This is a genomic window from Modestobacter sp. URMC 112 (assembly GCF_053502575.1).
Genome location: NZ_CP199957.1, coordinates 1289138 through 1309556, shown reverse-complemented (window position 1 = coordinate 1309556; position 20419 = coordinate 1289138). Strand labels below are relative to the sequence as shown.

Annotated in this window: 21 protein-coding genes; 4 read left to right on the top strand and 17 right to left on the bottom strand. The window is 74.8% G+C overall.

The window, feature by feature from the left end:
* Nucleotides 1-102: 102 nt before the first annotated feature.
* Nucleotides 103-1050 carry a 30S ribosomal protein S2 gene (gene rpsB, locus ACWIX6_RS06250; RefSeq protein WP_448615975.1) on the bottom strand — a complete coding sequence of 316 codons (948 nt, stop codon included), beginning with the start codon at nt 1048-1050 and terminating at the stop codon, nt 103-105.
* A gap of 323 nt (nt 1051-1373) precedes the next feature.
* Between rpsB and ACWIX6_RS06245 the strand changes: the two genes are divergently transcribed.
* Nucleotides 1374-1895 carry a M23 family metallopeptidase gene (locus ACWIX6_RS06245; RefSeq protein WP_448615974.1) on the top strand — a complete coding sequence of 174 codons (522 nt, stop codon included), beginning with the start codon at nt 1374-1376 and terminating at the stop codon, nt 1893-1895.
* An 80-nt stretch (nt 1896-1975) separates the two neighbouring features.
* On the top strand, nt 1976-2350 hold the full coding sequence (locus tag ACWIX6_RS06240) for an ester cyclase (protein ID WP_448615973.1): 375 nt from the start codon (nt 1976-1978) through the stop codon (nt 2348-2350).
* A gap of 21 nt (nt 2351-2371) precedes the next feature.
* Here ACWIX6_RS06240 and whiG read toward each other — a convergent pair whose 3' ends face one another.
* A complete protein-coding gene (gene whiG, locus ACWIX6_RS06235) occupies nt 2372-3169 on the bottom strand; it encodes an RNA polymerase sigma factor WhiG (protein WP_448615972.1) in 798 nt (265 codons plus the stop codon).
* Between the two features lie 59 nt (nt 3170-3228).
* Nucleotides 3229-4206 (bottom strand): tyrosine-type recombinase/integrase, encoded by a 978-nt coding sequence (locus ACWIX6_RS06230; RefSeq protein ID WP_448615971.1) that lies wholly within the window; start codon nt 4204-4206, stop codon nt 3229-3231.
* A gap of 190 nt (nt 4207-4396) precedes the next feature.
* Here ACWIX6_RS06230 and ACWIX6_RS06225 point away from each other — a divergent pair, with 190 nt between their 5' ends.
* Nucleotides 4397-5794, top strand: coding sequence for an FAD-dependent oxidoreductase (locus tag ACWIX6_RS06225; protein WP_448615970.1), 1398 nt, complete (start codon nt 4397-4399; stop codon nt 5792-5794).
* A 26-nt stretch (nt 5795-5820) separates the two neighbouring features.
* Here ACWIX6_RS06225 and dprA read toward each other — a convergent pair whose 3' ends face one another.
* The 13 genes from dprA to ACWIX6_RS06160 form a co-directional block, all read right to left on the bottom strand.
* The gene (gene dprA, locus ACWIX6_RS06220; protein ID WP_448615969.1) at nt 5821-7029 is read right to left on the bottom strand and encodes a DNA-processing protein DprA; all 1209 of its coding nucleotides are present in this window, start codon (nt 7027-7029) and stop codon (nt 5821-5823) included.
* On the bottom strand, nt 7026-8546 hold the full coding sequence (locus tag ACWIX6_RS06215) for a YifB family Mg chelatase-like AAA ATPase (protein WP_448615968.1): 1521 nt from the start codon (nt 8544-8546) through the stop codon (nt 7026-7028). Before ACWIX6_RS06215 ends, dprA begins: the two co-directional genes overlap by 4 nt.
* The gene (locus tag ACWIX6_RS06210; protein ID WP_448615967.1) at nt 8546-8947 is read right to left on the bottom strand and encodes a YraN family protein; all 402 of its coding nucleotides are present in this window, start codon (nt 8945-8947) and stop codon (nt 8546-8548) included. The genes ACWIX6_RS06215 and ACWIX6_RS06210 overlap by 1 nt, the downstream gene beginning before the upstream one ends.
* 127 nt (nt 8948-9074) lie before the next feature.
* The gene (locus ACWIX6_RS06205; protein ID WP_163612132.1) at nt 9075-9395 is read right to left on the bottom strand and encodes a DUF2469 domain-containing protein; all 321 of its coding nucleotides are present in this window, start codon (nt 9393-9395) and stop codon (nt 9075-9077) included.
* A complete protein-coding gene (locus ACWIX6_RS06200) occupies nt 9392-10141 on the bottom strand; it encodes a ribonuclease HII (RefSeq protein ID WP_448615966.1) in 750 nt (249 codons plus the stop codon). Before ACWIX6_RS06200 ends, ACWIX6_RS06205 begins: the two co-directional genes overlap by 4 nt.
* A gap of 250 nt (nt 10142-10391) precedes the next feature.
* Complete coding sequence (locus tag ACWIX6_RS06195) at nt 10392-11096, bottom strand: LuxR C-terminal-related transcriptional regulator (RefSeq protein WP_448615965.1); 705 nt, start codon at nt 11094-11096, stop codon at nt 10392-10394.
* A 183-nt stretch (nt 11097-11279) separates the two neighbouring features.
* Nucleotides 11280-12302, bottom strand: a complete 1023-nt coding sequence (gene lepB / locus ACWIX6_RS06190; RefSeq protein ID WP_448615964.1) for a signal peptidase I — start codon at nt 12300-12302, stop codon at nt 11280-11282.
* Nucleotides 12303-12422: 120 nt separating this feature from the next.
* On the bottom strand, nt 12423-12779 hold the full coding sequence (gene rplS, locus ACWIX6_RS06185) for a 50S ribosomal protein L19 (RefSeq protein WP_448615963.1): 357 nt from the start codon (nt 12777-12779) through the stop codon (nt 12423-12425).
* A gap of 235 nt (nt 12780-13014) precedes the next feature.
* A complete protein-coding gene (gene trmD, locus ACWIX6_RS06180; RefSeq protein ID WP_448615962.1) occupies nt 13015-13767 on the bottom strand; it encodes a tRNA (guanosine(37)-N1)-methyltransferase TrmD in 753 nt (250 codons plus the stop codon).
* Nucleotides 13764-14309 (bottom strand): ribosome maturation factor RimM, encoded by a 546-nt coding sequence (rimM, locus tag ACWIX6_RS06175; protein WP_448615961.1) that lies wholly within the window; start codon nt 14307-14309, stop codon nt 13764-13766. Before rimM ends, trmD begins: the two co-directional genes overlap by 4 nt.
* Nucleotides 14310-14323: 14 nt before the next feature.
* On the bottom strand, nt 14324-14560 hold the full coding sequence (locus tag ACWIX6_RS06170; RefSeq protein WP_448615960.1) for an RNA-binding protein: 237 nt from the start codon (nt 14558-14560) through the stop codon (nt 14324-14326).
* A 3-nt stretch (nt 14561-14563) separates the two neighbouring features.
* Nucleotides 14564-15055, bottom strand: coding sequence for a 30S ribosomal protein S16 (gene rpsP / locus ACWIX6_RS06165; protein WP_448615959.1), 492 nt, complete (start codon nt 15053-15055; stop codon nt 14564-14566).
* A 201-nt stretch (nt 15056-15256) separates the two neighbouring features.
* Complete coding sequence (locus ACWIX6_RS06160; RefSeq protein ID WP_448615958.1) at nt 15257-17413, bottom strand: molybdopterin-containing oxidoreductase family protein; 2157 nt, start codon at nt 17411-17413, stop codon at nt 15257-15259.
* A 206-nt stretch (nt 17414-17619) separates the two neighbouring features.
* Here ACWIX6_RS06160 and ACWIX6_RS06155 point away from each other — a divergent pair, with 206 nt between their 5' ends.
* Nucleotides 17620-18660: a helix-turn-helix domain-containing protein gene (locus ACWIX6_RS06155; RefSeq protein WP_448615957.1), complete on the top strand. Its 1041-nt coding sequence runs from the start codon at nt 17620-17622 to the stop codon at nt 18658-18660.
* Here the strand turns inward: ACWIX6_RS06155 and ACWIX6_RS06150 are convergent.
* Nucleotides 18641-20377, bottom strand: a complete 1737-nt coding sequence (locus ACWIX6_RS06150; RefSeq protein ID WP_448615956.1) for a proline--tRNA ligase — start codon at nt 20375-20377, stop codon at nt 18641-18643. The two genes, ACWIX6_RS06155 and ACWIX6_RS06150, sit on opposite strands and share 20 nt — an antisense overlap.
* Nucleotides 20378-20419 lie beyond the last annotated feature (42 nt).

Here is a 20419-nt window from a genome sequence, read left to right as displayed (position 1 = left end):
GGCCCGGTCGGCCCCGCCCCCCGCCGCGCGCGGTGAGGGGCGAGGTCAGGCCCCGTCCCGAGGCTCACCCCGAGCCTGCGAGGGGTGAGGAGGACGGGGTCCTTACCCGTTCTGGGCGCCCTGGGTGCCCGTGGTGGTGTCGCCGGTGGCGGGGACGCCCTCGACCGGGGCGACCTCGGTCGCGGTGACCGTCGGGGCCTCGGCCGGGGTCTCCGGCAGCGCGGTGGCCTCGGCCGGCGCGGCCGCGGCGTCGCCCTGCTGGCCGGTGAGCAGCTCGCGCTCCCAGTCGGCCAGCGGCTCGCCGCCGCCGATGGCCGGCGCCTCGGCGCCGTCCTCGCTGCGACCGGCGTTGGCCTGCGCGGCCGAGCGGGCCATCAGGCCCTCGGCCACGGCGTCGGCGATCACGCGGGTGAGCAGACCGGCGCTGCGGATGGCGTCGTCGTTGCCCGGGATCTTGTAGTCGACCTCGTCGGGGTCGCAGTTGGTGTCGAGGATCGCGACGACGGGGATGCCCAGCTTCCGGGCCTCGCCGACGGCGATGTGCTCCTTCTTGGTGTCCACGATCCAGACGGCGCTGGGCACCTTCTGCATGTCGCGGATGCCGCCCAGGGAGCGCTCGAGCTTGGCCTTCTCGCGGGAGAGGACCAGCTGCTCCTTCTTCGACAGGCTGACCAGCGCGCCGGTCTGCTCGAGGTCCTCGAGCTCCTTCATGCGCGCCAGCCGCTTGTAGACGGTCTGGAAGTTGGTGAGCATGCCGCCCAGCCAGCGCTGGTTGACGTAGGGCATGCCGACGCGGGTGGCCTGCTCGGCGATGGCCTCCTGCGCCTGGCGCTTCGTGCCGATGAACATGATCGACCCACCGTGGGCCACGGTCTGCTTGACGAACTCGTAGGCCTGGTCGATGTAACCCAGCGTCTGCTGGATGTCGATGATGTAGATGCCGTTGCGCTCGGTGAAGATGAAGCGCTTCATCTTCGGGTTCCAGCGACGGGTCTGGTGCCCGAAGTGGACCCCGCTGTCGAGCAGGTTCTTCATGCTGACGACTGCCACGTGGCGCCGCCTCTCTGTGCGCGCGCGGCAGGCCACGCTGGGCCGGGGCCGCGCTCCTCGGTTGACGCGGGCGCCGGCTGGCGCACCGCCCTGGTGTCCGGACCGCGCCACCGACCCGCCGGGGAGGCGGGACCGAGGTGGCGACCGCCCCGCTGCTCGAGCGGGAAGACGGACACGCGAAGTCGATCCGCCTGGGCGGACCGCATCGACGAGCATACCCGCTGGGCGAGGGCCGCCTCGCCGGGTCGTCCCCAGGGCGGTCCGCCGTGCACAGGGCCGCTCCGGCCCGCTCAACCGCGGCGCCGTCCGGGGACGCTGTGCCGGTGTCGAGACCCCGGGTGCTGGCGGTCGTCCTGGTGCTCGGCGTGCTGGTCCCGGGGCTGCTGTCCGGCCCGGGGGCGTCCGCCGCTCCCCCAGCACCTGCTCCGGAGCTCGCGCTGTGGGGGTGGCCGCTGGACGGCGGGCCGGTGGTGTCCCGGGCCTTCGAGCAACCGCCCACGCCGTACGCGGCCGGGCACCGGGGGGTCGACCTGCTCGGGGCGGCCGGGAGCACGGTGCTGGCAGCCGGCGCCGGCGTCGTCGTCTTCGCCGGGATGGTGGCCGGACGGCCGGTGGTCAGCGTCGACCACGCCGGGGGCCTGCGGACGACGTACGAGCCGGTGACCCCGACCGTGGCCGCCGGTCAGGCGGTGGCGCGCGGCTCGCCGCTGGGGCTGCTCGCCCCCGGCCACGCCGGGTGCCCGGCCGAGGCGTGCCTGCACTGGGGCCTGCGGCGCGGCGACACCTACCTGGACCCGCTCACCCTGCTCCGCCCACCGCGCGTCCGCCTGCTGCCGTGGCACTGAGCGCACCACCTGGCCGCGGCCCGGCCCTGCGTGCCACGGTGTCCCCTGACCGTCCCGGGGAAGACACAGGAGCACGCCGGATGACCCAGGCCGACAAGGACGTCGTCCGCCGCTGGGTCGACGGCGTCGTCAACCAGGGGCGCATCGAGGTCGCGGACGAGCTCTGTTCCCCGGAACTCGCCGAGCACGTCAGGCGGTGGGTGCCGCCGTTCCGGGCCTCGTTCCCCGACGTCCACATGCGGGTGGTCACCCTGGTCGCTGAGGCCGACCAGGTCGCCGGGCGGTTCACCTGCTCGGGCACCCACACCGGCCATTGGCTCGGCCACCCCCCGACCGGCCGCCGCTTCGAGGACGTCGACGAGGTCTGCTTCTTCCGGCTGGCCGGCGGCCGGATCGTCGAGATGTGGGGCCTCGAGGACACCGCTGACCGACTACGCCAGCTGGGCCTCGCCTGACGGGGCCGCCGCGAGAGGGGCTCAGGCGATGTCGGCGAGCTTCGTGCGCAGGTGCAGGACGGCCTTGGTGTGCAGCTGGCAGATCCGGCTCTCGGTCACCCCGAGCACCCGCCCGATCTCGGCCAGGGTCAGGCCCTCGAAGTAGTAGAGGCTCACCACGACCTTCTCCCGGTCGGGCAGCTGCTCCACGGCGCGGGCGAGCAGCTGGCGAGCCTCGCCGTGCTCGGCCATCGCCTGCGGGTCCAGTGCGCTGGTGTCCTTGAGGGTGTCGACCAGTCGCGGGGCGGACCCGTCGTCGTCCACCAGCAGCTCGTCGAGGGCGACCACGTTGACCAGGGACAGCTGGCCGAGGAACTTGCGGATCTCCTCGACGTCCATGTCCATCTCGTCGGCGATCTCCTCCTCGGTCGGGCTCCGCTGGAACCTGCTCTCCAGCGCCGCGACCGTGCGCTCGAACTGCCGCGCCTTGGTGCGCACCGACCGCGGGATCCAGTCGGTGGACCGGAGCTCGTCGATGATCGCGCCGCGGATGCGCGCCATCGCGTAGCTCTCGAACTTGATCTCCCGGGAGGGCTCGAAGCGGGTGATCGCGTCGATCAGCCCGAAGGTCCCGTAGGACACCAGGTCGGCCTGCTCGACGTGCGCCGGGAGACCGCTGCCGACCCGGCCGGCGACGTACTTCACCAGGGGCGCGTAGTGCAGGATCAGCCGGTCGCGCAGCGAGCTGTCGCGGTCCCCCACGTACCGCGCCCACAGGTCGGCCACCGCGGCGTCGGGGTCGTCCTCCACACCCAGGGCGTGCACCGTCGTGTCGGTCACCGCTCGTCCTCCCCGTGCGGTCGTCGACCGCCGCTGCTGCCCGTCACTGCGGCACCCCTTCAGGCTCGTGGATGTGCTCGCGCATGGACCGCGCGGAGCCGCTCGACCGTCACGTGCGTGTAGACCTGCGTCGTCGCGAGGCTAGCGTGGCCCAGCAGCTCCTGGACCGACCGCAGGTCAGCGCCGCCCTCCAGGACATGGGTGGCCGCCGAGTGCCGCAGCCCGTGCGGGCCGATGTCGGGGGCGCCGGGCGTCCGGGCGACCGCAGCGTGCACCACCCGGCGCGCCTCCCGGGGGTCCAGCCGCCCGCCGCGCAGACCCAGCAGCAGCGCCGGTCCGCTGTCGGGGACGGCGAGCACCGGCCGGCCGCGGGTCAGCCACGCGTCCAGGGCGGCCGCGGCCGGCGCACCGAAGGGCACGCTGCGCTCCTTGCGGCCCTTGCCCAGCACCCGCAGCAGCCGGCGGGCGGGGTCGACGTCGTCGACGTCCAGGCCGACGAGCTCACCGACCCGGATGCCGCTGGCGTACAGCAGCTCGACGACCAGCGCGTTGCGCAGCGCGAGCGCCGCGTCCGCCGGGTCCGCCGCGTCGGTCGGTCCGGCAGCGGCCTCGGGTTCCTGGCCGGCCCGGTCGAGCACGTCCCGGGCCTGGTCGACGCCGAGCACCCCGGGCAGGGTGCGGTGGGCGCGCGGGCTGGCCAGCCGCAGTCCGACGTCGGCGGGCACCTGCCCGGTCCGGCGCAGGTGCGCGGTGAACGAGCGGGCCGAGGCGGCCCGCCGGGCGGTGGTGGCCCGGCTGTCGCCGGTGGCCCGGCGCTGGGCGAGCCAGCTGCGCAGGGTGGCCAGGTCGAGATCGGTGACCGTGGCACCGCGGCGGCGGACCAGGTGGTCCAGCAGCGAGACGACGTCGCCGACGTAACCGCGCACGGTGTGCTCGGAGAGGTCCCGCTGCAGGCGCAGGTGCTCCTCCCAGCCGGCCAGCGGCTCGGCCAGGGCGGGCGGCAGCGCAGCACGGAGCTCTGCGGTGCCGGCGGCCATGGACTGAGCCTGCGTCGGGACGACGACCGGGTCAACGGGCCACGCCGGACGGGTCGTGCACCGCCCATCCCGCTCCGCGGCCGCGAGGGCGACCATGGGGAGCCGGTACACGGCCGGCGCCGGCTGTCCGACAGCACGGGAGAGGGCGGGCGTGGAGAGGGTGGGCGTGGAGACGGTGGGCGCAGAGAGGGTGGGCGCAGAGAGGGTGGGCGCGAAGACGGTGGGCGCAGGCAGGGTGGGCGCGGAGCGGATCGCGGAGCGCGCGGTGGTCGTCGGTGGGAGCGTGGCCGGGCTGCTGGCCGCGCGGGTTCTCGCCGACGCGTTCGACGAGGTGGTGCTGGTCGAGCGCGACGAGTGGCCGACCGACCCCGACCCCCGGCGCGGCGTGCCGCAGGGGCGGCAGCCCCACCTGCTGCTGGGGCGCGGGCGGGAGGTCCTGGAGAGCCTGCTCCCGGGGTTCACCGCGGAGGTCGTCTCGGCCGGGGGCTACGAGTGGGACCTGCACGGCGACGGGCGCTACTTCAGCGACGTGGGGCTGCTGGCCTCCCGGCGCAGCGGGATGGTCGGGGTGGCGGGGAGCCGTCCGCTGCTGGAGTCGGTGCTGCGGCGGCGGGTCACGGAGCTCCCCGGCGTGACCACGGTCGCGCCCGCCACCGCCGAGCCGGTGCTGCGGGGCGATCGGGTGGCCGGGGTCCGGGTGCGGCGGTCCACCGGCGAGGAGCAGGAGGTGACGGCCGACGTCGTCGTCGACGCGACCGGGCGCGGCTCGCACACGCCGGCCTGGCTGGAGCAGCACGGGTACGGCCGGCCACCGGAGTCCTCGCACCGGCTCGGGCTGTCGTACACCTCCTGGACCTTCCCCCGGGACCGGGCCGACCTGGGCGGGGCGGCGCTCTGCCTCGCCTCCGCCGCCCCGCACCTGCCCCGCGGCGGCCTGGCCGTCGCCCTGGAGGGCGGCCGGTGGCTGGTGACCGCCTCGGCGTACCACGGCGTCACCGCTCCCCGTGACCTCGCCGGGTTCCGCGACTTCCTGGACGGTCTGGTCAGCCCCGCGGTCGGCGCCCTGGTCCGGGACCGCGAGCCGCTGGAGCCCGCCCCGGTGGTCCACCGCGTCCCGTTCAGCATCCGGCGGCACTACGAGCGGCTCCGGCGCCGGCCCGAGGGGCTGCTGGTGCTCGGCGACGCGTACGCCAGCGTCAACCCCGTCTACGGACAGGGCATGACGGTGGCCGCCCTCGAGGCCGCAGCCCTCCGCGCCGACCTCGCCCACGGGCTGGACGGCCTGGCGGCGCGGAGCGCGCGGTCCACCGCCCGGGCGGCGTCCGTCCCGTGGGACATGGCGGCCAACGGGGACCTCCGGTTCCCCGGTGTGCCGGGCAGGCGACCGGCGCACACCCGGGTGCTCAACGCCTGGGTCCGGCGCGTGGTGCAGGCCGGGACGGCGGACCCGCAGGTGGCCGAGGCGTTCTTGCGCACGGTCAACCTGATGGAGCGCCCGGAGTCGCTGCTGTCCCCCCGATTGGCCCTGCGGGTGCTGCGAGGAAGGGCTGCAGCGGAGCTGGGGGTGCCGTCGGCGGCGCAGGCCTGAGCCGTCTGTCCCCTGTCCGCGAGGACTCACCCGGGTGCGCCGTCCGCCGAGCCGCCGGGGTGCAGCCGCCACCCGGTGCCGGTCCACAGCACCAGGTCGGCGAGCTCGAGCGCGGGCAGCACCCGGAGCACGTCCAGGACGTCGCAGCCGGCCACCGCCGCCAGCCGCTCCGGCGGCACACCGGTCCGCACCGGGCAGGCGTCGAGCACCCGACGGGCCACGTCGGACAGCGCGTCCCGGACGGTGCCCGGGGTGGCCGGTCGTCCGGCCAGGTCGCTGCCCAGCGACCCGACCCGGTCGAGCACGTGGGCCGCGGTGGCGACCAGCGTGACCCCCTCCTCCGGCTCGCGCAGGAGCTCGTGGCAGCCCACCGACATCGCCGAGGTGACCGGCCCCGGCACCGCCATCACCGCCTTGCCCAGCCTCCCGGCCCGGCGCGCGGTGGCCTGCGCCCCCGACCGGGCGGCCGCCTCGACCACGACCGTGCCGCGGGTGAGGGCGGCGATCAACCGGTTGCGGACCAGGAAGCGGTGCCGCAGCGGCGCGCAGCCCGGTGCCCACTCGCTGATCAGCAGCCCGTCGTCCAGGACCCGGGCGAACAGCGTCGAGTGCGCCGCGGGATAGGCCCGGTCCACCCCGCAGGCGAGCACCACCACGGTGGGCGCCCCGGCCGCCAGCGCGCCCCGGTGCGCCGCGGCGTCGATGCCGTAGGCGCCACCGGAGACGGTCGTCCACCCCCGCTCCCCCAGCCCGTGGGCCAGCTCGCCGGCGACGTGCTCGCCGTAGGCGGTGGAGGCCCGCGCACCCACCACGGCCACCGACCGGTCGACCGACCCGTCCAACCGCGGGCGACCGCGGACCCACAGCGCGATCGGGGGCACCAGCACCTGGGTCCGTTCGGATGGCGGGCCCTCGTCCGGCTCGTCGGCCGCCGCCAGGGTCAGGCAGTGCAGCGCTTCGGCCGGCCACTCGTCGTCCTCGGGGCAGACCAGCCGCGCACCGCACCGGTCGGCCCGCTGCAGGTCCGCGGCGCTCTCGTCCGCGCCGGCACGTGCGCCCACCCGCGCCTGGACCGACGGCGGCGCGGTCCCCGCCTGCAGCGCTGCCACGGCGGCGACCGGGCCCTCCCGCTCGACGTACCGCCACACCGGGACCGTGCCGGGCTCGACCGCCCGGGACAGCCACGCCCGGGCCCGGCGCACCTCCGGGGACGCCGCCGGCCGGGCGCCGGTCATGCCGCCACCCGCTGCAGCCGCATGCCCAGGGCCTCCGCCACGTCGTCGCCGTCCGGCGAGACATGGCCCGCCAGGTCCGCGACGGTCCAGGCGACCCGCAGCACCCGGTCGAAGCCACGCACCGACAGCGCCCCCCGCTCCAGCGCGCGCTCGGGGAGCACCAGGGCACTGCGGGACACCGGCCAGCGCTCGCGCAGCAGCCGCCCCGGCACCTGGCTGTTCAGCTCCAGCCCGGTGCCGGCCAGCCGGTGCGCGGCGGCCACCCGCGCGGCGGCGACCCGCCCGGCCACCACGGCCGTGGACTCCGGCGGGGCCAGCCCGTCCAGCCACGCCGCCCGGGTGACCGGGGGGAGGTCCACCCGCAGGTCGACCCGGTCCAGCAGCGGTCCGGACAGCCGCGACTGGTAGCGGCGGCGCTCCAGCGCGCTGCACGTGCACGCGGTGTCTCCCGCCGCGCTGGCACACGGGCAGGGGTTGGCGGCGAGCACCAGCTGCGCCCGACACGGGAAGCTCGCCGAGCCCCCGGCCCGGTGGATGGTGACCTGCCCGCGCTCCAGCGGCTGACGCAGCGTGTCCAGCACCGCCCGGGGGAACTCCGGCGCCTCGTCGAGGAACAGCACCCCGCGGTGCGCCCGGCACAGGGCGCCCGGGCGGATCTGCCCCGACCCGCCACCGACCAGGGCCGCCATCGTGGCCGAGTGGTGCGGTGCCTCGAACGGTGGCCGGACGGCGAGCGCCTGACCCGGGGACAGCGTGCCGGCCACCGAGGCGATCGCGGTCACCTCCAGTGCGGCCGGTTCGTCCAACGGCGGGAGCACCCCGGGAAGCCGTTCGGCGAGCATCGTCTTGCCCGCGCCCGGTGGACCGGTGAGGAACAGGTGGTGCCCGCCCGCGGCGGCGACCTCCACCGCCCGCCGCCCTGCCGTCTGCCCCACCACGTCGGCCAGGTCCGGCCCCGGCGGCGCAGGCGAGCCCGGCGCGCGGACGTGCGGCACGAGCCGCGCTCTCCCCACCAGGTGGGCGACGACCTGGCCGAGGCTGCCAGCGCCGAGCACCGCGATGCCTTCGACCAGTGCGGCCTCGTCGGCGTTCTCGGCCGGGACCACGACCTCCCGGTGGCCGGCCTGAGCGGCGGCCAGCACGGCGGGCAGCACGCCGCGCACCGCCCGCAGGGAGCCGTCCAGGCCCAGCTCCCCCAGCAGCACGAGCTCGTCGACCGCCGGGCGCGGCAGCACGCCGGCTCCGGCCAGCACGGCCACGGCCAGCGCCAGGTCGAACCCGCTGCCCTGCTTCGGCATCGCCGCCGGGGACAGGCCGATGGTGACCCGCCGCAGCGGGAACTCGTGGCCGCTGTTGACCACCGCCGCCCGCACCCGGTCCACCGACTGCCGGACCACGGCGTCCGGCAGGCCGACCAGCACCACCGTGGGCACCCCGGAGGCCAGGTCGACCTCCACCTCCACCAGGGCGCCCCGCACGCCGGCCAGCCCCACCGACCACGTCCGCGCGAGCGGCATCAGAACGCGTTCCGCAGATGGGTGACCCGGGCCGGGCCCGACGACGTCACCAGCACGCCCACCACGTCGAAGCGCAGGTCGGGTGCGTGCTCGTCGTGGGCGTTGAGCCAGGCGCGGGCCAGCTGCCGGAGCCGCCTCCGCTTGTCCGCGGTGACGGCCTCGACCGGGTGCCCGAAGCCGCTGGCCGAGCGGGTCTTGACCTCGCAGAACACCAGCGCCGAACCGTCGCGGGCGACGAGGTCGAGCTCACCGGCCCGGCAGCGCCAGTTGCGGTCCAGCACCTGCATGCCGGCATCGGTCAGCACCCGGACGGCCACCCGCTCCCCGTAGGCGCCCAGCGGCGCCCGGGTGGAGACGCGGCGGGGCGGTGCAGGTGGCGGGGCGTTCTGCTCGGTCGGCACACGACGACCGTCCCCGCGCCGCGCCCCCGGCGACAGGCACGCGGTCAGGTTGTGGAGGACGGCCCTGGCTGTGGACGGCGGACGGCGGAGCGCGCGACGAGCGGGGACGCTCCCCCGGTGCGACGGATCAGGGCAGGCGCGGGTTGTCCGGCAGCTCGAGGTCGGGCTTGTCGAGCTCCTCCACGTTGACGTCCTTGAACGTCACCACCCGCACGTTCTTCACGAACCGGGCCGGGCGGTACATGTCCCACACCCACGCGTCGGACAGCTTGAGCTCGAAGAACACCTCGCCGCCGGCGTCGCGGACCTGCAGGTCCACGGAGTTCGCCAGGTAGAACCGCCGCTCGGTCTCCACCACGTAGGAGAACTGCCGGACGATGTCCTTGTACTCGCGATAGAGCTGGAGCTCCATCTCGGTCTCGTACTTCTCGAGGTCCTCGGTGCTCATCGCTCGGCTCCGCCCACGAGCACCGGGAAGTCGGTCGGCTGGGTGCTCACCGGCTCATCATCGTGCATGGACCCACCACCCGACAGCCGCGGCACCCGCGTGGCGTGCAGCCGGCTGGCCCGGGCCACGTTGACGAACCGCATCCGGTGCTCCGGACACGGCCCGTGCCGGTCCAGCGCCGCACTGTGCGCGTCGGTGATGTAGCCCTTGTGCTCGTCGAAGCCGTAGTCCGGGAACCGCTGGTGCAGGTCGAGCATCACCCGGTCCCGGGTGACCTTCGCCAGCACCGAGGCCGCGGCGACGCAGGCCGCGACCCGGTCGCCCTTCCACACGGCCAGGCTGGGCTGCGCCAGCCCGCTGACCGGGAAGCCGTCGGTGAGGACGTAGTCCGGTCCGGGCTCCAGCACCGACACCGCCCGGCGCAGTGCCTCGATGTTGGTCACGTGCATGCCCCGGGCGTCCAGGTCGGGCACCGGGATGGCCACCACCGACCAGGCGACGGCGCGGGCGACGACCTCGCCGTAGACCTCCTCCCGGACGGCGGGGGTCAGCAGCTTCGAGTCGGCCAGGCCGGGGACCCGGCCCCGGCGGCCGGCGGGGAGCACGCACGCGGCCGCGACCAGGGGCCCGGCGCAGGCACCGCGACCGGCCTCGTCGGCTCCGGCGATGGCACCGAAACCACGGCGGCGCAGTGCCCCCTCCATGACCCACAGGTCGTCGGGGACGGGAGCGGGACGAACAGCCATCGCCGTCCGACACTACGTCGCCCGAGGGCGGGGTCGACGGACCGCCACCGGCTCGCGCCGGGCGCCCATCCTGGCCCGGGAACAGGACCGCGAGCCGGTCCCCGGGGGAACGGGGACCGACTCGCGGACGACCACGCCGGACTCCAGGGGGGTCCGGCGCGGCCACCGGACCGCCACCGAGGTGGACGGTCCGGCCGTGCGGTCGGGACCGGGCGCTGAGGAGACCACCCGGGCCCGACGGGCCGGGAGGTCAGACGCCGCTGAGGGCGTGCGCGCCGCAGGTGCAGCCGGGGCGAGCGGGGTTGCGGGCGGAGAGCACCAGGGAGACCGCGTGGGCGCGGTCCCGGGCGCCCAGCTTGCGCAGGATCGCCTTGACGTGGGACTTGACGGTGTCCTCGCTGATGAACAGGTTCCGGCCGATCTGCCGGTTGGACTGCCCCTGGATCAGCTCGTCGAGGACGTCGGACTCGCGCCGGGTGAGCGGCACGGACGGGGTGAGCTCCTTGGCGACCGGCTCGGCGGCGCCCTCGGTGCGGCGGATCTGCGGGTCGACGACGACCCGGCCGGCGCGGGCGGCCAGCACGGCCCAGCCCAGCAGCGTCGGCGAGGTGTTCATCAGCAGGTAGCCACGCACCCCGGCGGCCAGCGCCTCGTTGACGACGGCCGCGTCGTCGGAGGTGGCCAGCGCCACGATCGCGACCTGGGGGAAGCGGCGGCGCAGGTCGCGGCAGGCGTTCAGCGTCTCGGCCCGGCCGGCACCCAGCTCCACCACGACGGCGTCGGGGCGGGCGGCCTCGGCGAGGGTGAGGGCCCGGCGGGCCTCCCCCGGAGCCCCGACGGCCTGCAGGCCGGCGGTCTCGTTGATCATGCTGAGCAGACCACGGCGCAGGACCGGGGCGTCGGCGAGGATGAGCACGCGGGTGACGCCGCGGGTGTTGGCCAAAGGTGCAGACACAGCCTGACTCCGTTCAGATCCGGTGAACTCTCACAATGCTCATCGGACGGGTGAACGGTGTACTTGAACACTTTTTCAAGAATTGTCGGGAATGGAGTCCGACCACGGAGTGAGAACCCGTCGAGCCATTCACCCGCTTGTGTGAGGGAATGTCGACAAAGCGTCGCCCCACACCGCGAATGGTCAGTCGCCGGTGGACTCCCGCCCCGGCCGGGTCCGCTTCCCGCGGCGCAGCCGGCGCCACCCGGTGCCCGGGGGGCGACTCGAGGGCCCGGCGAGGACGGCGCGGTGGCGCGCCGTGCGGCGGCGGCGCCGCCACGTGGTGAGCGGGACGGCACCGATCAGACCGAGCAGGTAGGGGGTGGCGACCGCCGCGCCGCCCTGGACGACAGGCGCGCCCAGGGCCTGGTCCTGTCCCTGGATGTCCGGGCTGTCGAGCAGGGTGAACCGGTTCAGCGGCCAGACGACCAGCGCCGCCTTGCCGATGACGTCGTCCACCCCGATGGTGCCGGAGTACTGGTCGGTGACGTGCTCGCGGGAGTCCGCCGACGCCACCCGGTGGTCCCCCATGACCCAGAGCCGGTCCTCCGGCACGGTGACCGGACCGAAGCCGCGCTGCTCGATCGGCTTGTCCTCGAAGATGTAGGGCTCGTCGAGCGGCCGCCCGTCGACGGTGACACGGCCCTCCAGGTCGCAGCACTGAACCGTCTGGCCCTCCGTCGCCACCACCCGCTTGACGAAGTCGTCCTCGCTGGGCGGTGCGATGCCGATGGCCCGACCGATGGTCAGCAGCGCCCCGGAGGCCCAGTTGCCCGGCTCGTCGACGGCGATCTCCGGCGACCAGGTGTCCGGGCCCTTGAAGACCACGATGTCGCCGGGCTCGGGCTCCCCGAACCAGTAGGGGACCTTGTTCACCAGCACGCGGTCGCCGGTGCAGCCGGTGCAGCCGTGCAGCGTCTGCTCCATCGAGCCCGACGGGATGAAGAAGGCCTGCACGAGGAAGGTCTTGACCAGCAGCGCCAGCAGGAAGGCGATGACCAGCAGCACCGGCAGCTCGCGCAGCAGCGACGTCTTCTTCTCCCCGCCGGCCGGCCGGTGCGAACCGCCGCCGCGTCGCGCCCCGGCCCCCTCCAGCCGGTCCCCGGACTGCTCGGGCACGGGACCGTCAGCGGCGTCAGCAGGCCCGTCGGCCCGGTCGGTGCTCATCGGCTCCAGCCTACGGTCCGCACCGGAGGGGAGTCGGGACCGCGCGCGGGCGCCCCTCCACACGCGACCGGGCCGGCTGCCCGCAGGCAGCCGGCCCGGTCGGGCGGCACGGAGGTCGCGTCAGCGCGCGACGGTCTCGCGCTTCTCCTTGATCTTGGCGGCCTTGCCGCGCAGCTCGCGGAGGTAGTACAGCTTGGCCCGACGCACGTCACCGCGGGTGACGACCTCGATCTTCTCCACCACCGGGGTGTGCACGGGGAAGGTGCGCTCCACACCGACACCGAAGCTGACCTTGCGGACGGTGAAGGTCTCCCGGATGCCACCGCCCTGCCGGCGGATGACCACGCCCTGGAAGACCTGGATGCGGGAGCGGTTGCCCTCGATGACCCGCACGTGGACCTTCACGGAGTCCCCGGGGCGGAAGACGGGGATGTCGTCGCGCAGCGACGCAGCGTCGAGGGCGTCCAGGGTGTTCATCGCAGCAGTCCTCAGTCCTCGTGTCTCGTTCTCGACACGGACAGCGGCGTACCCGGCCGTCCGTACTCGGGAGCTGCGCCCTGCGCCGGGCTGGTCGTCGACCAGCGGGGCCGGAGCCACCGTCGGCACGTGCCGACGGCCTGCAGCAGCTCTCTACTGTGCCACATCCCGGCGGAGCCGTGCACAGCGGGCCGGTGCCGAGCACCTCGGTGCCACACCGGGGATGGCGGAGCGGTCAGGTCCCGGGCTGCGGATCGGCGTCGAGCACCGCCCGGTCGGCGCGGCTCAGCGCGCCGTCGGGCAGCGCGGCCAGCAGGTCGGGACGGCGGTCGGCGGTGCGGCGCAGCGACTCCGCGCGCCGCCACCGGGCGATCGCGGCGTGGTCCCCGGACAGCAGCACCGCGGGGACCTCGTGACCCCGCCAGCTGGCCGGGCGGGTGTAGGACGGGCCCTCGAGCAGGCCGTCGGCGTGCGAGTCGTACTCCACCGACTCCGCGTTGCCGACCACCCCGGGGACCAGCCGGGTGACGGCCTCCACCATCACCAGCACCGCGGACTCCCCGCCGGCGAGCACGTAGTCCCCGATCGAGACCTCGGACACCGGGCCGCTGCCGGCCGCCCAGTCGGCGACCCGCTGGTCGATGCCCTCGTACCGGCCGCAGGCGAAGACGAGGCCGGGTTCGCCGGCCCAGGCGGCGGCGGTGGCCTGGGTGAACGGCCGCCCCGCGGGGGTGGGCACGACCAGCCGGGTGCCGGGCGGCCGGACGGCCTCCAGGGCGCGGGCCCAGGGCTCGGGTCGCATCACCATCCCCGGCCCACCGCCATAGGGGGCGTCGTCCACGGTGCGGTGCACGTCGTCGGTCCACTGCCGCAGGTCGTGCACGCCGATGGAGACCAGGCCGCGGGCGGCGGCCCTGCCCAGCAGCGACTGGCCGAGCGGGGCGAGGTACTCCGGGAAGATCGTCAGGACGTCGATCCGGAGGCTCACAGGTCCAGCAGTCCCTCGGGCGGGTCCACGACGACGTGGCCGGCGGCCACGTCGACGGTCGGCACGATGGCGCGCACGAAGGGCACCAGCAGCTCGCCGGCCTCGGGACGGCGGACGACGAGCAGCTCCGCCCCCTCGTGGCGGACCGCGGTGACCTCGCCGAGCGGCGACCCGTCGGGCAGCTGCGCGCGGAGCCCGACCAGCTGGTGGTCGTAGAAGGAGTCGGGGTCCTCGAGCTCGGGCAGGTCGGTGACCGGGACCAGCAGCCGGGTGTTGCGCAGCATGTCGGCGGACTCCCGGTCGCCGAGGACGCCGCCGTCCGGGCGGGCCAGCTGCAGCAGCAGGGTGCCGCTGTGCCACCGCTTGTCCACGACGGTCAGCGGTCCCCGTTCCGGCGGTTCGGTGGCGAGCACCGCGCCGGGTGCGAAGCGGAGGTCGGGGTCGTCGGTGCGCACCTCGACGGTGACCAGACCACGGACACCGTGGGGCCGGCCGATGCGGCCGACCACCACGGTGTCGGTGGACTCAGGAGGTACGGGCACGGGGCCGGTGGTGCTCAGCGCCCGTCGGTGTCGACGACGTCGACCCGCAGGCCGCGGCCGCCGACCCCGGTCATGACCTGGCGCAGCGCCTTGGCGGTGCGCCCGCCGCGGCCGATGACCTTGCCGAGGTCGTCGGGGTGCACCCGGACCTCGAGGGTCTTGCCGCGCCGGCCGTTGACCAGGTCGACGGCGACGTCGTCGGGGTTGTCGACGATGCCCCTGACCAGGTGCTCGAGCGCCTCTTCGAGCACGTCTTACTCGGCGGGCGTCTCGGCCGGGGCGCCCGCGGCGGCCCCGGCGCCACCGGCTCCCGCGGCGGAGGCCACGGTGTCGGCAGCGGGCTCGCCGGCCTCGGCCTTGGGGGCGGCCTTCTTGCGCGGCGTGGTGGCGTCGCCGGTCGGCTCGCCCATGGCGGCGCGGGCGGCCTCCTCGTAGATGGCCTTCTTGTCGGCCTTGGGGGCGGCGACCTTCATGGGCGGCGGCGCGGCCTCGCCCTTGAACTTCTGCCAGTCGCCGGTCACCCGGAAGATGGCGGCGACGGCCTCGGTCGGCTGCGCGCCGACGCCCAGCCAGTACTGCGCCCGCTCGCTGTCGACCTCGATGAAGGAGGGGTCCTCCTTCGGGTGGTACTTGCCGATGGTCTCGATCGACCGGCCGTCCCGCTTGGTGCGGGCGTCGGCGACGACGATGCGGTAGTAGGGCGCGCGCATCTTGCCCAGGCGCATGAGCTTGATCTTGGTGGCCACGGTGTGTGGTGTGCTCCTCGAACGTGTGTGGTTGCTCGCCGGACGGACGCGTGGGGGTACGCCGGGGCGGAGCGATGGACACGGGCGACGACGGTGAGAGGGCCGCGGACGCCGTGTTCGACGGTCCATGATGCCAGATCCCGCGCAGCGCCCGACGACCGCTCCGGGGAGGGCCTGCGCCCCGCGGTCCTGGGAGCCGTCCTACCCGGTGGTCGGCCGCCCGTCGCCCGCCCGGACCGGGCGGACGTCGACGCGGCTGTCGGAGAAGGTCGGCGCCCGGCCCAGGTCGGCGAAGACCGACGGGTTCACGGCGTTCACGGTCGCCCCGCCCACCTGCTTGCGCCAGCCGCCCATCGGGGACACCACGACGCCGCGGGCGACGTCGTCGGTGACCTGCAGGCGGGCGGCGAACTGGCCGCGGTCGTTGACGACGCACACCTCCTCGCCGTCCACCAGGCCCCGCGCGGCCGCGTCGTCGGCGTGCACCAGCACGACCTGCCCGCCCTGCACCCGCTGCTGCCCCGGGCGGTCGGCGAAGCTGGAGTTCAGGAAGGCGTGCGACTTGGGCGAGAGCAGCATCAGCGGGTAGCCGGAGTCGGCGGTCTCCCGGGGGCCGATGTAGTGCGGCAGCGGGTCGACGGCCTCCCCCGCCTGGTGCTCGTTGGAGCCCTGCCGGAACAGCGGGAGCACGAAGTTGCCGCCGGCGGCGACGGAGGAGACGAACTCGACCTTGCCCGACGGGGTCGGGAACCCGCCCTCGGCGTGCGGCGCGTACTGGTCGGGCGCCGGCAGCCGCAGCCGGGCCCAGCCGTCGCGCTCCAGGGTCTCGGGGGTGATGCCCTCCATGACCGGCGCGGACCAGTCGAAGGCCTCGGCGACCATCTCCTCGTCGGTCCGGGTGAAGTAGCGCTCGGTGAAGCCCATCCGGGCGGCGAGCCGCCGGAACAGCTCGGTGTTGGGCACCGCCTCGCCCAGCGGGGCGATCGCCGGGTTGTTCATGGTCACGTAGAACTGACCCCAGGAGAACATGACGTCGCGCTGCTCGAGCTGGGTCGTGGCCGGCAGGACGAGGTCGGCGTAGTCGGCGGTGTCGGTCATGAAGTGCTCGCTGACGACGGTGAACAGGTCCTCCCGCGCCAGGCCGGCGACCAGCTTGTCCTGCTCGGGGCAGACGACGAGCGGGTTGCTGTTGTAGACCATCAGGGCCTGGATCGGCGGGTCGAGCTGCAGCTCCCCGGTCAGGGCCTGCCCCAGCAGGAACTGGTTCACCACCCGCGTGCCCGGCGTGATCATCTCCGCGCCGAGGAAGGCCGGCCAGTTCACCGGGAACGCCCACAGCGGCAGCTGCAGCAGCCCGCCGCCGGGGTGGCGCCAGGCACCGGTGAGCGCGGGGAGGCAGGAGATCGCCCGGACCGTCTGCCCGCCGCCGGCGTGCCGCTCGATGGCCACGCCGATCCGGATGACCGAGGGACTGGCCGCCGCGTACTCGCGGGCGAGGGTGACGATGTCCTCGGCCGGGATGCCGGTCTCCCGGCTCGCCCACTCGGGGGTGTACTGCTGCACCCGCTCGGCGAGCTCGTCGTAGCCCACGGTGTACCGGGCCACGTAGTCCGCGTCGGTCAGCCCCTCGGTGATGATCACGTGCATCATCGCCAGCGCCAGCGCGCCGTCGGTGCCCGGCCGGATCGGGATGTACCAGTCCGCGTGCCGGGCCGTGCGGTGCCGCATGGGGTCGATCACCACGACCTTCGCGCCGCGGCGCTGCGCCTCGGCCACGAACGGCCACAGGTGCAGGTTGGTGCTGAGCATGTTGTTGGCCCAGATGACGATGTATCGGGCGTGGGCGAGGGCCTCCGGGTCCACCCCGGCGGTGGCCCCCACGGTCATCGCGTAGGCCGTGCACGACCCCGAGTCGCAGTACGTGCGCTCGCTGATGGTCGCGCCGAGCCGGTTGAAGAACGGGTCGCCGACGTTGAGCCCGTTGAGGATGCCCTGGGTGCCCAGGTAGCTCACCGGCATGATCGCCTCGGGCCCGGAGGTGGCGGCGATCTCGGTGAAGCGCGCGGCGATCTCGTCGAGTGCCGCGTCCCAGGAGACGCGCTCGAACCGGCCGCTGCCCTTGGGACCGGTCCGCCGCATCGGGTACAGCACCCGGTCGCTGCTGTAGACCGTCTTCTCGTAGTCGTTCATCTTGACGCACAGTCCGCCCTTGGTGAACGGGTGCTCACGGTCACCGCGGACCCGGGTCGCCCGGCCGTCCTCGACGGTGACGTGCAGGGCGCAGGTGTCCGGGCAGTCGAGCGGGCAGGCGCCCCGGACGGTCGTGGTGCCCGGCACGGGCAGGTCGGTCAGCGTCATCGTCGTCCTCCTCGGGGTGACCCGATGGTGGACGTCGACGTGCCCGGCACCTCGACCGTGCGCGCCAGGTCCTCGACCGTGCGTGCCAGATCCGGCGGGCGCCGTCCCGCCGGCGGGCCTTTACCCGGCCGGTCCGCGGTGGCAACCTCCACCCACGGACCGAGCGCCCGCCCCGCGCGGTGGTCGCCCGACGTCAGCGAGGGCCCATGGACACGACGGCTCCCCCGTCCCCTGTGGTGACCGGGCACGGCGTCAGCTGGCCGGACCTGCTCGGCGAGCACTTCGTCGAGCTCGACGTCGCCACGGACCTCCCCGGTCCGGTCCACGGCACGGTGCAGAGCCGGACGGTGGACGGCCTGCAGCTGTCCCGGGTGCGGTCGGTCGACCAGCGGGTCCACCGGACCCCGGGTCTGACCCGCTCGGACCCGCGGTCGTACCTGCAGATGGGACTGGTCGAGAGCGGCCGGGGCCGGGTGCAGCAGGACGGCCGGGAGTGCTGGCTCGGCGCCGGGGACTTCGTGCTGTACGAGACCGCCCGCCCGTTCACCTGGGAGCTGCTGGCCCCGCGGACCGGCGGGTCCTGGACGCTGCTGGTGCTCACCTGGTCCCGGGACTCGCTGCCGCCGCTGGCCGCCGACTGCGCCGACCTGACCGCCCGGCGGCTGGACGGGCGGTCCGGGATCACCGGCGTCGTGGGCCGGATGGTGCGCGACCTGGTCACCAGCCAGGACGTCGTCGGCCCGGGACCCGGCACCGGGGTGGCCGCCGAGCTGGGCCGGCTGGTCACCTCGGTCGCGGCCGCGAGCTCGGAGGACGTCGAGCAGCCGCCGGACACCCCGGGCCGGCGCGCGCTGGCCCGCGCGGTTCGGGAGCACATCGAGCACCGGCTCGGTGACCCCGGGCTGGACCCGACCACGATCGCGGCCGCGCACTACATCTCGGTCCGGCAGCTGCACCGCCTCTTCGCCGACCAGGACGAGACCGTGGCGCGCTACGTCCGCCGGCGACGGCTCGAGCGGTGCCGGGACGAGCTGCTGCGCTCGCCCGGGTCGAGCCTCACCTCCATCGCGCACCGCTTCGGGTTCCCCGACCCGGGCGTCTTCGGCCGCAGCTTCCGCGCCGCGTACGGCACGAGCCCGTCGCAGTACCGCGCGTCCGGCGGTGACGGCCCCTCCGCAGGGCCCCGCCGCGAGCCTGCGAGCGGTGGCGGGTGGAGGGGTCCTCCAGTCAGCCGCGGACCGCGGTGAGCACGGCGGCGGCTGCGTCGGCGACCGGCACCTCGGTCCGCTCCCCCGACGCCCGGTCCCGGACCTCGATCACGCCCTCGGCCAGGCCGCGGCCGACGGTGACGATGGTCGGCATCCCCAGCAGCTCGGCGTCCTTGAACTTCACCCCCGGCGACACCTTCGGGCGGTCGTCGAACAGCACGGTGAGCCCGGCCGCGACCAGTTCCCCGGCCAGGGCCTCGGCGGCCTCGAACACCGCGGCGTCCTTGCCGGTGGCGACGAGGTGGACGTCGGCCGGGGCGACCTCGCGCGGCCACACCAGGCCCAGCTCGTCGTGGGTGGACTCGGCGATCGCGGCCACGGCGCGCGAGACGCCGATGCCGTAGGAGCCCATGGTGACGGTGACCAGCTTGCCGTTCTCGTCGAGCACCTTGAGGTCCAGCGCCTCGGCGAACTTGCGGCCGAGCTGGAAGATGTGGCCCATCTCCACCCCCCGCGCCAGCTCCAGCGGCCCGGAGCCGTCCGGCGCCGGGTCACCGGCGCGCACCTCGGCCGCCTCGATGGTGCCGTCCCAGGAGAAGTCGCGGCCGGCGACGAGGTCGAAGACGTGCCGGCCCGGCTCGTTGGCCCCGGTGATCCACCGGGTGCCCTCGACGACCCGGGGGTCGACCAGGTAGCGGATGCCGGTCTTGGACACCGAGCCCAGGACCTGCGGGCCGATGTACCCCTTGACCAGGTCCGGGTGCTGGTCGAACTCGGTGAACGGCACCACCTCCGCCGGGTGCACCACCGCCCCGAGCCGCTTGCCGTCGACCTCCCGGTCACCGGGGAGGCCGATCACCAGCGGCTCCCGGGTGCCGTCGGGGTGCACCAGGGTCACCACGACGTTCTTCAGCGTGTCCGCCGCGGTGTACCCGGCGTCCGGGAAGAGCTCGTTCGCCACCACCACGAGCGTCTCGATGGTCGGGGTGTCCGGGGTGTCCTCGACGTGCGCCTCGGGCAGGCCGTCCAGGGCGACCTTCTCCGGCGCGACGGTGGTGACCGCCTCGACGTTCGCCGCGTACCCGCCCGGCGAGCGGACGTAGGTGTCCTCACCGATCTCGGTCGGGTGCAGGAACTCCTCGCTGGCCGAGCCACCCATGGCCCCGGACATCGCCGCGACGATGACGTAGTCCAGGCCGAGCCGGTCGAAGATCCTGATGTAGGCCTCGCGGTGCGCGGCGTACGAGCGGTCCAGGCCGGCGTCGTCCACGTCGAAGGAGTAGCTGTCCTTCATGGTGAACTCGCGGCCACGGAACAGCCCGGCCCGCGGCCGCGCCTCGTCCCGGTACTTAGTCTGGATCTGGTACAGCCAGAGCGGCAGGTCCTTGTAGGAGCCGTAGAGGTCCTTCACCAGGAGCGTGAACATCTCCTCGTGCGTGGGGCCCAGCAGGAAGTCGTTCCCCCGGCGGTCCTGGAGCCGGAAGATGTTCGGGCCGTACTCCGTCCAGCGGCCGGTGGCCTCGTAGGGCTCGCGCGGCAGCAGCGCCGGGAAGTGCACCTCCTGCCCGCCCATCGCGTCCATCTCCTCGCGGACGACGCGCTCGACGTTGCGGAACACCCGCCAGCCCAGCGGCAGCCAGGTGAACCCACCCGGCGCGGCACGCCGGATGTAGCCCCCGCGGGCCAGCAGCCGGTGGCTGGGGACCTCGGCGTCGGCCGGGTCGTCACGCAGGGTCCGCAGGAAAAGGGTCGACATCCGCAGCAGCACGGAGCGAGTGTCCCAGGCGGCGGGAGACCG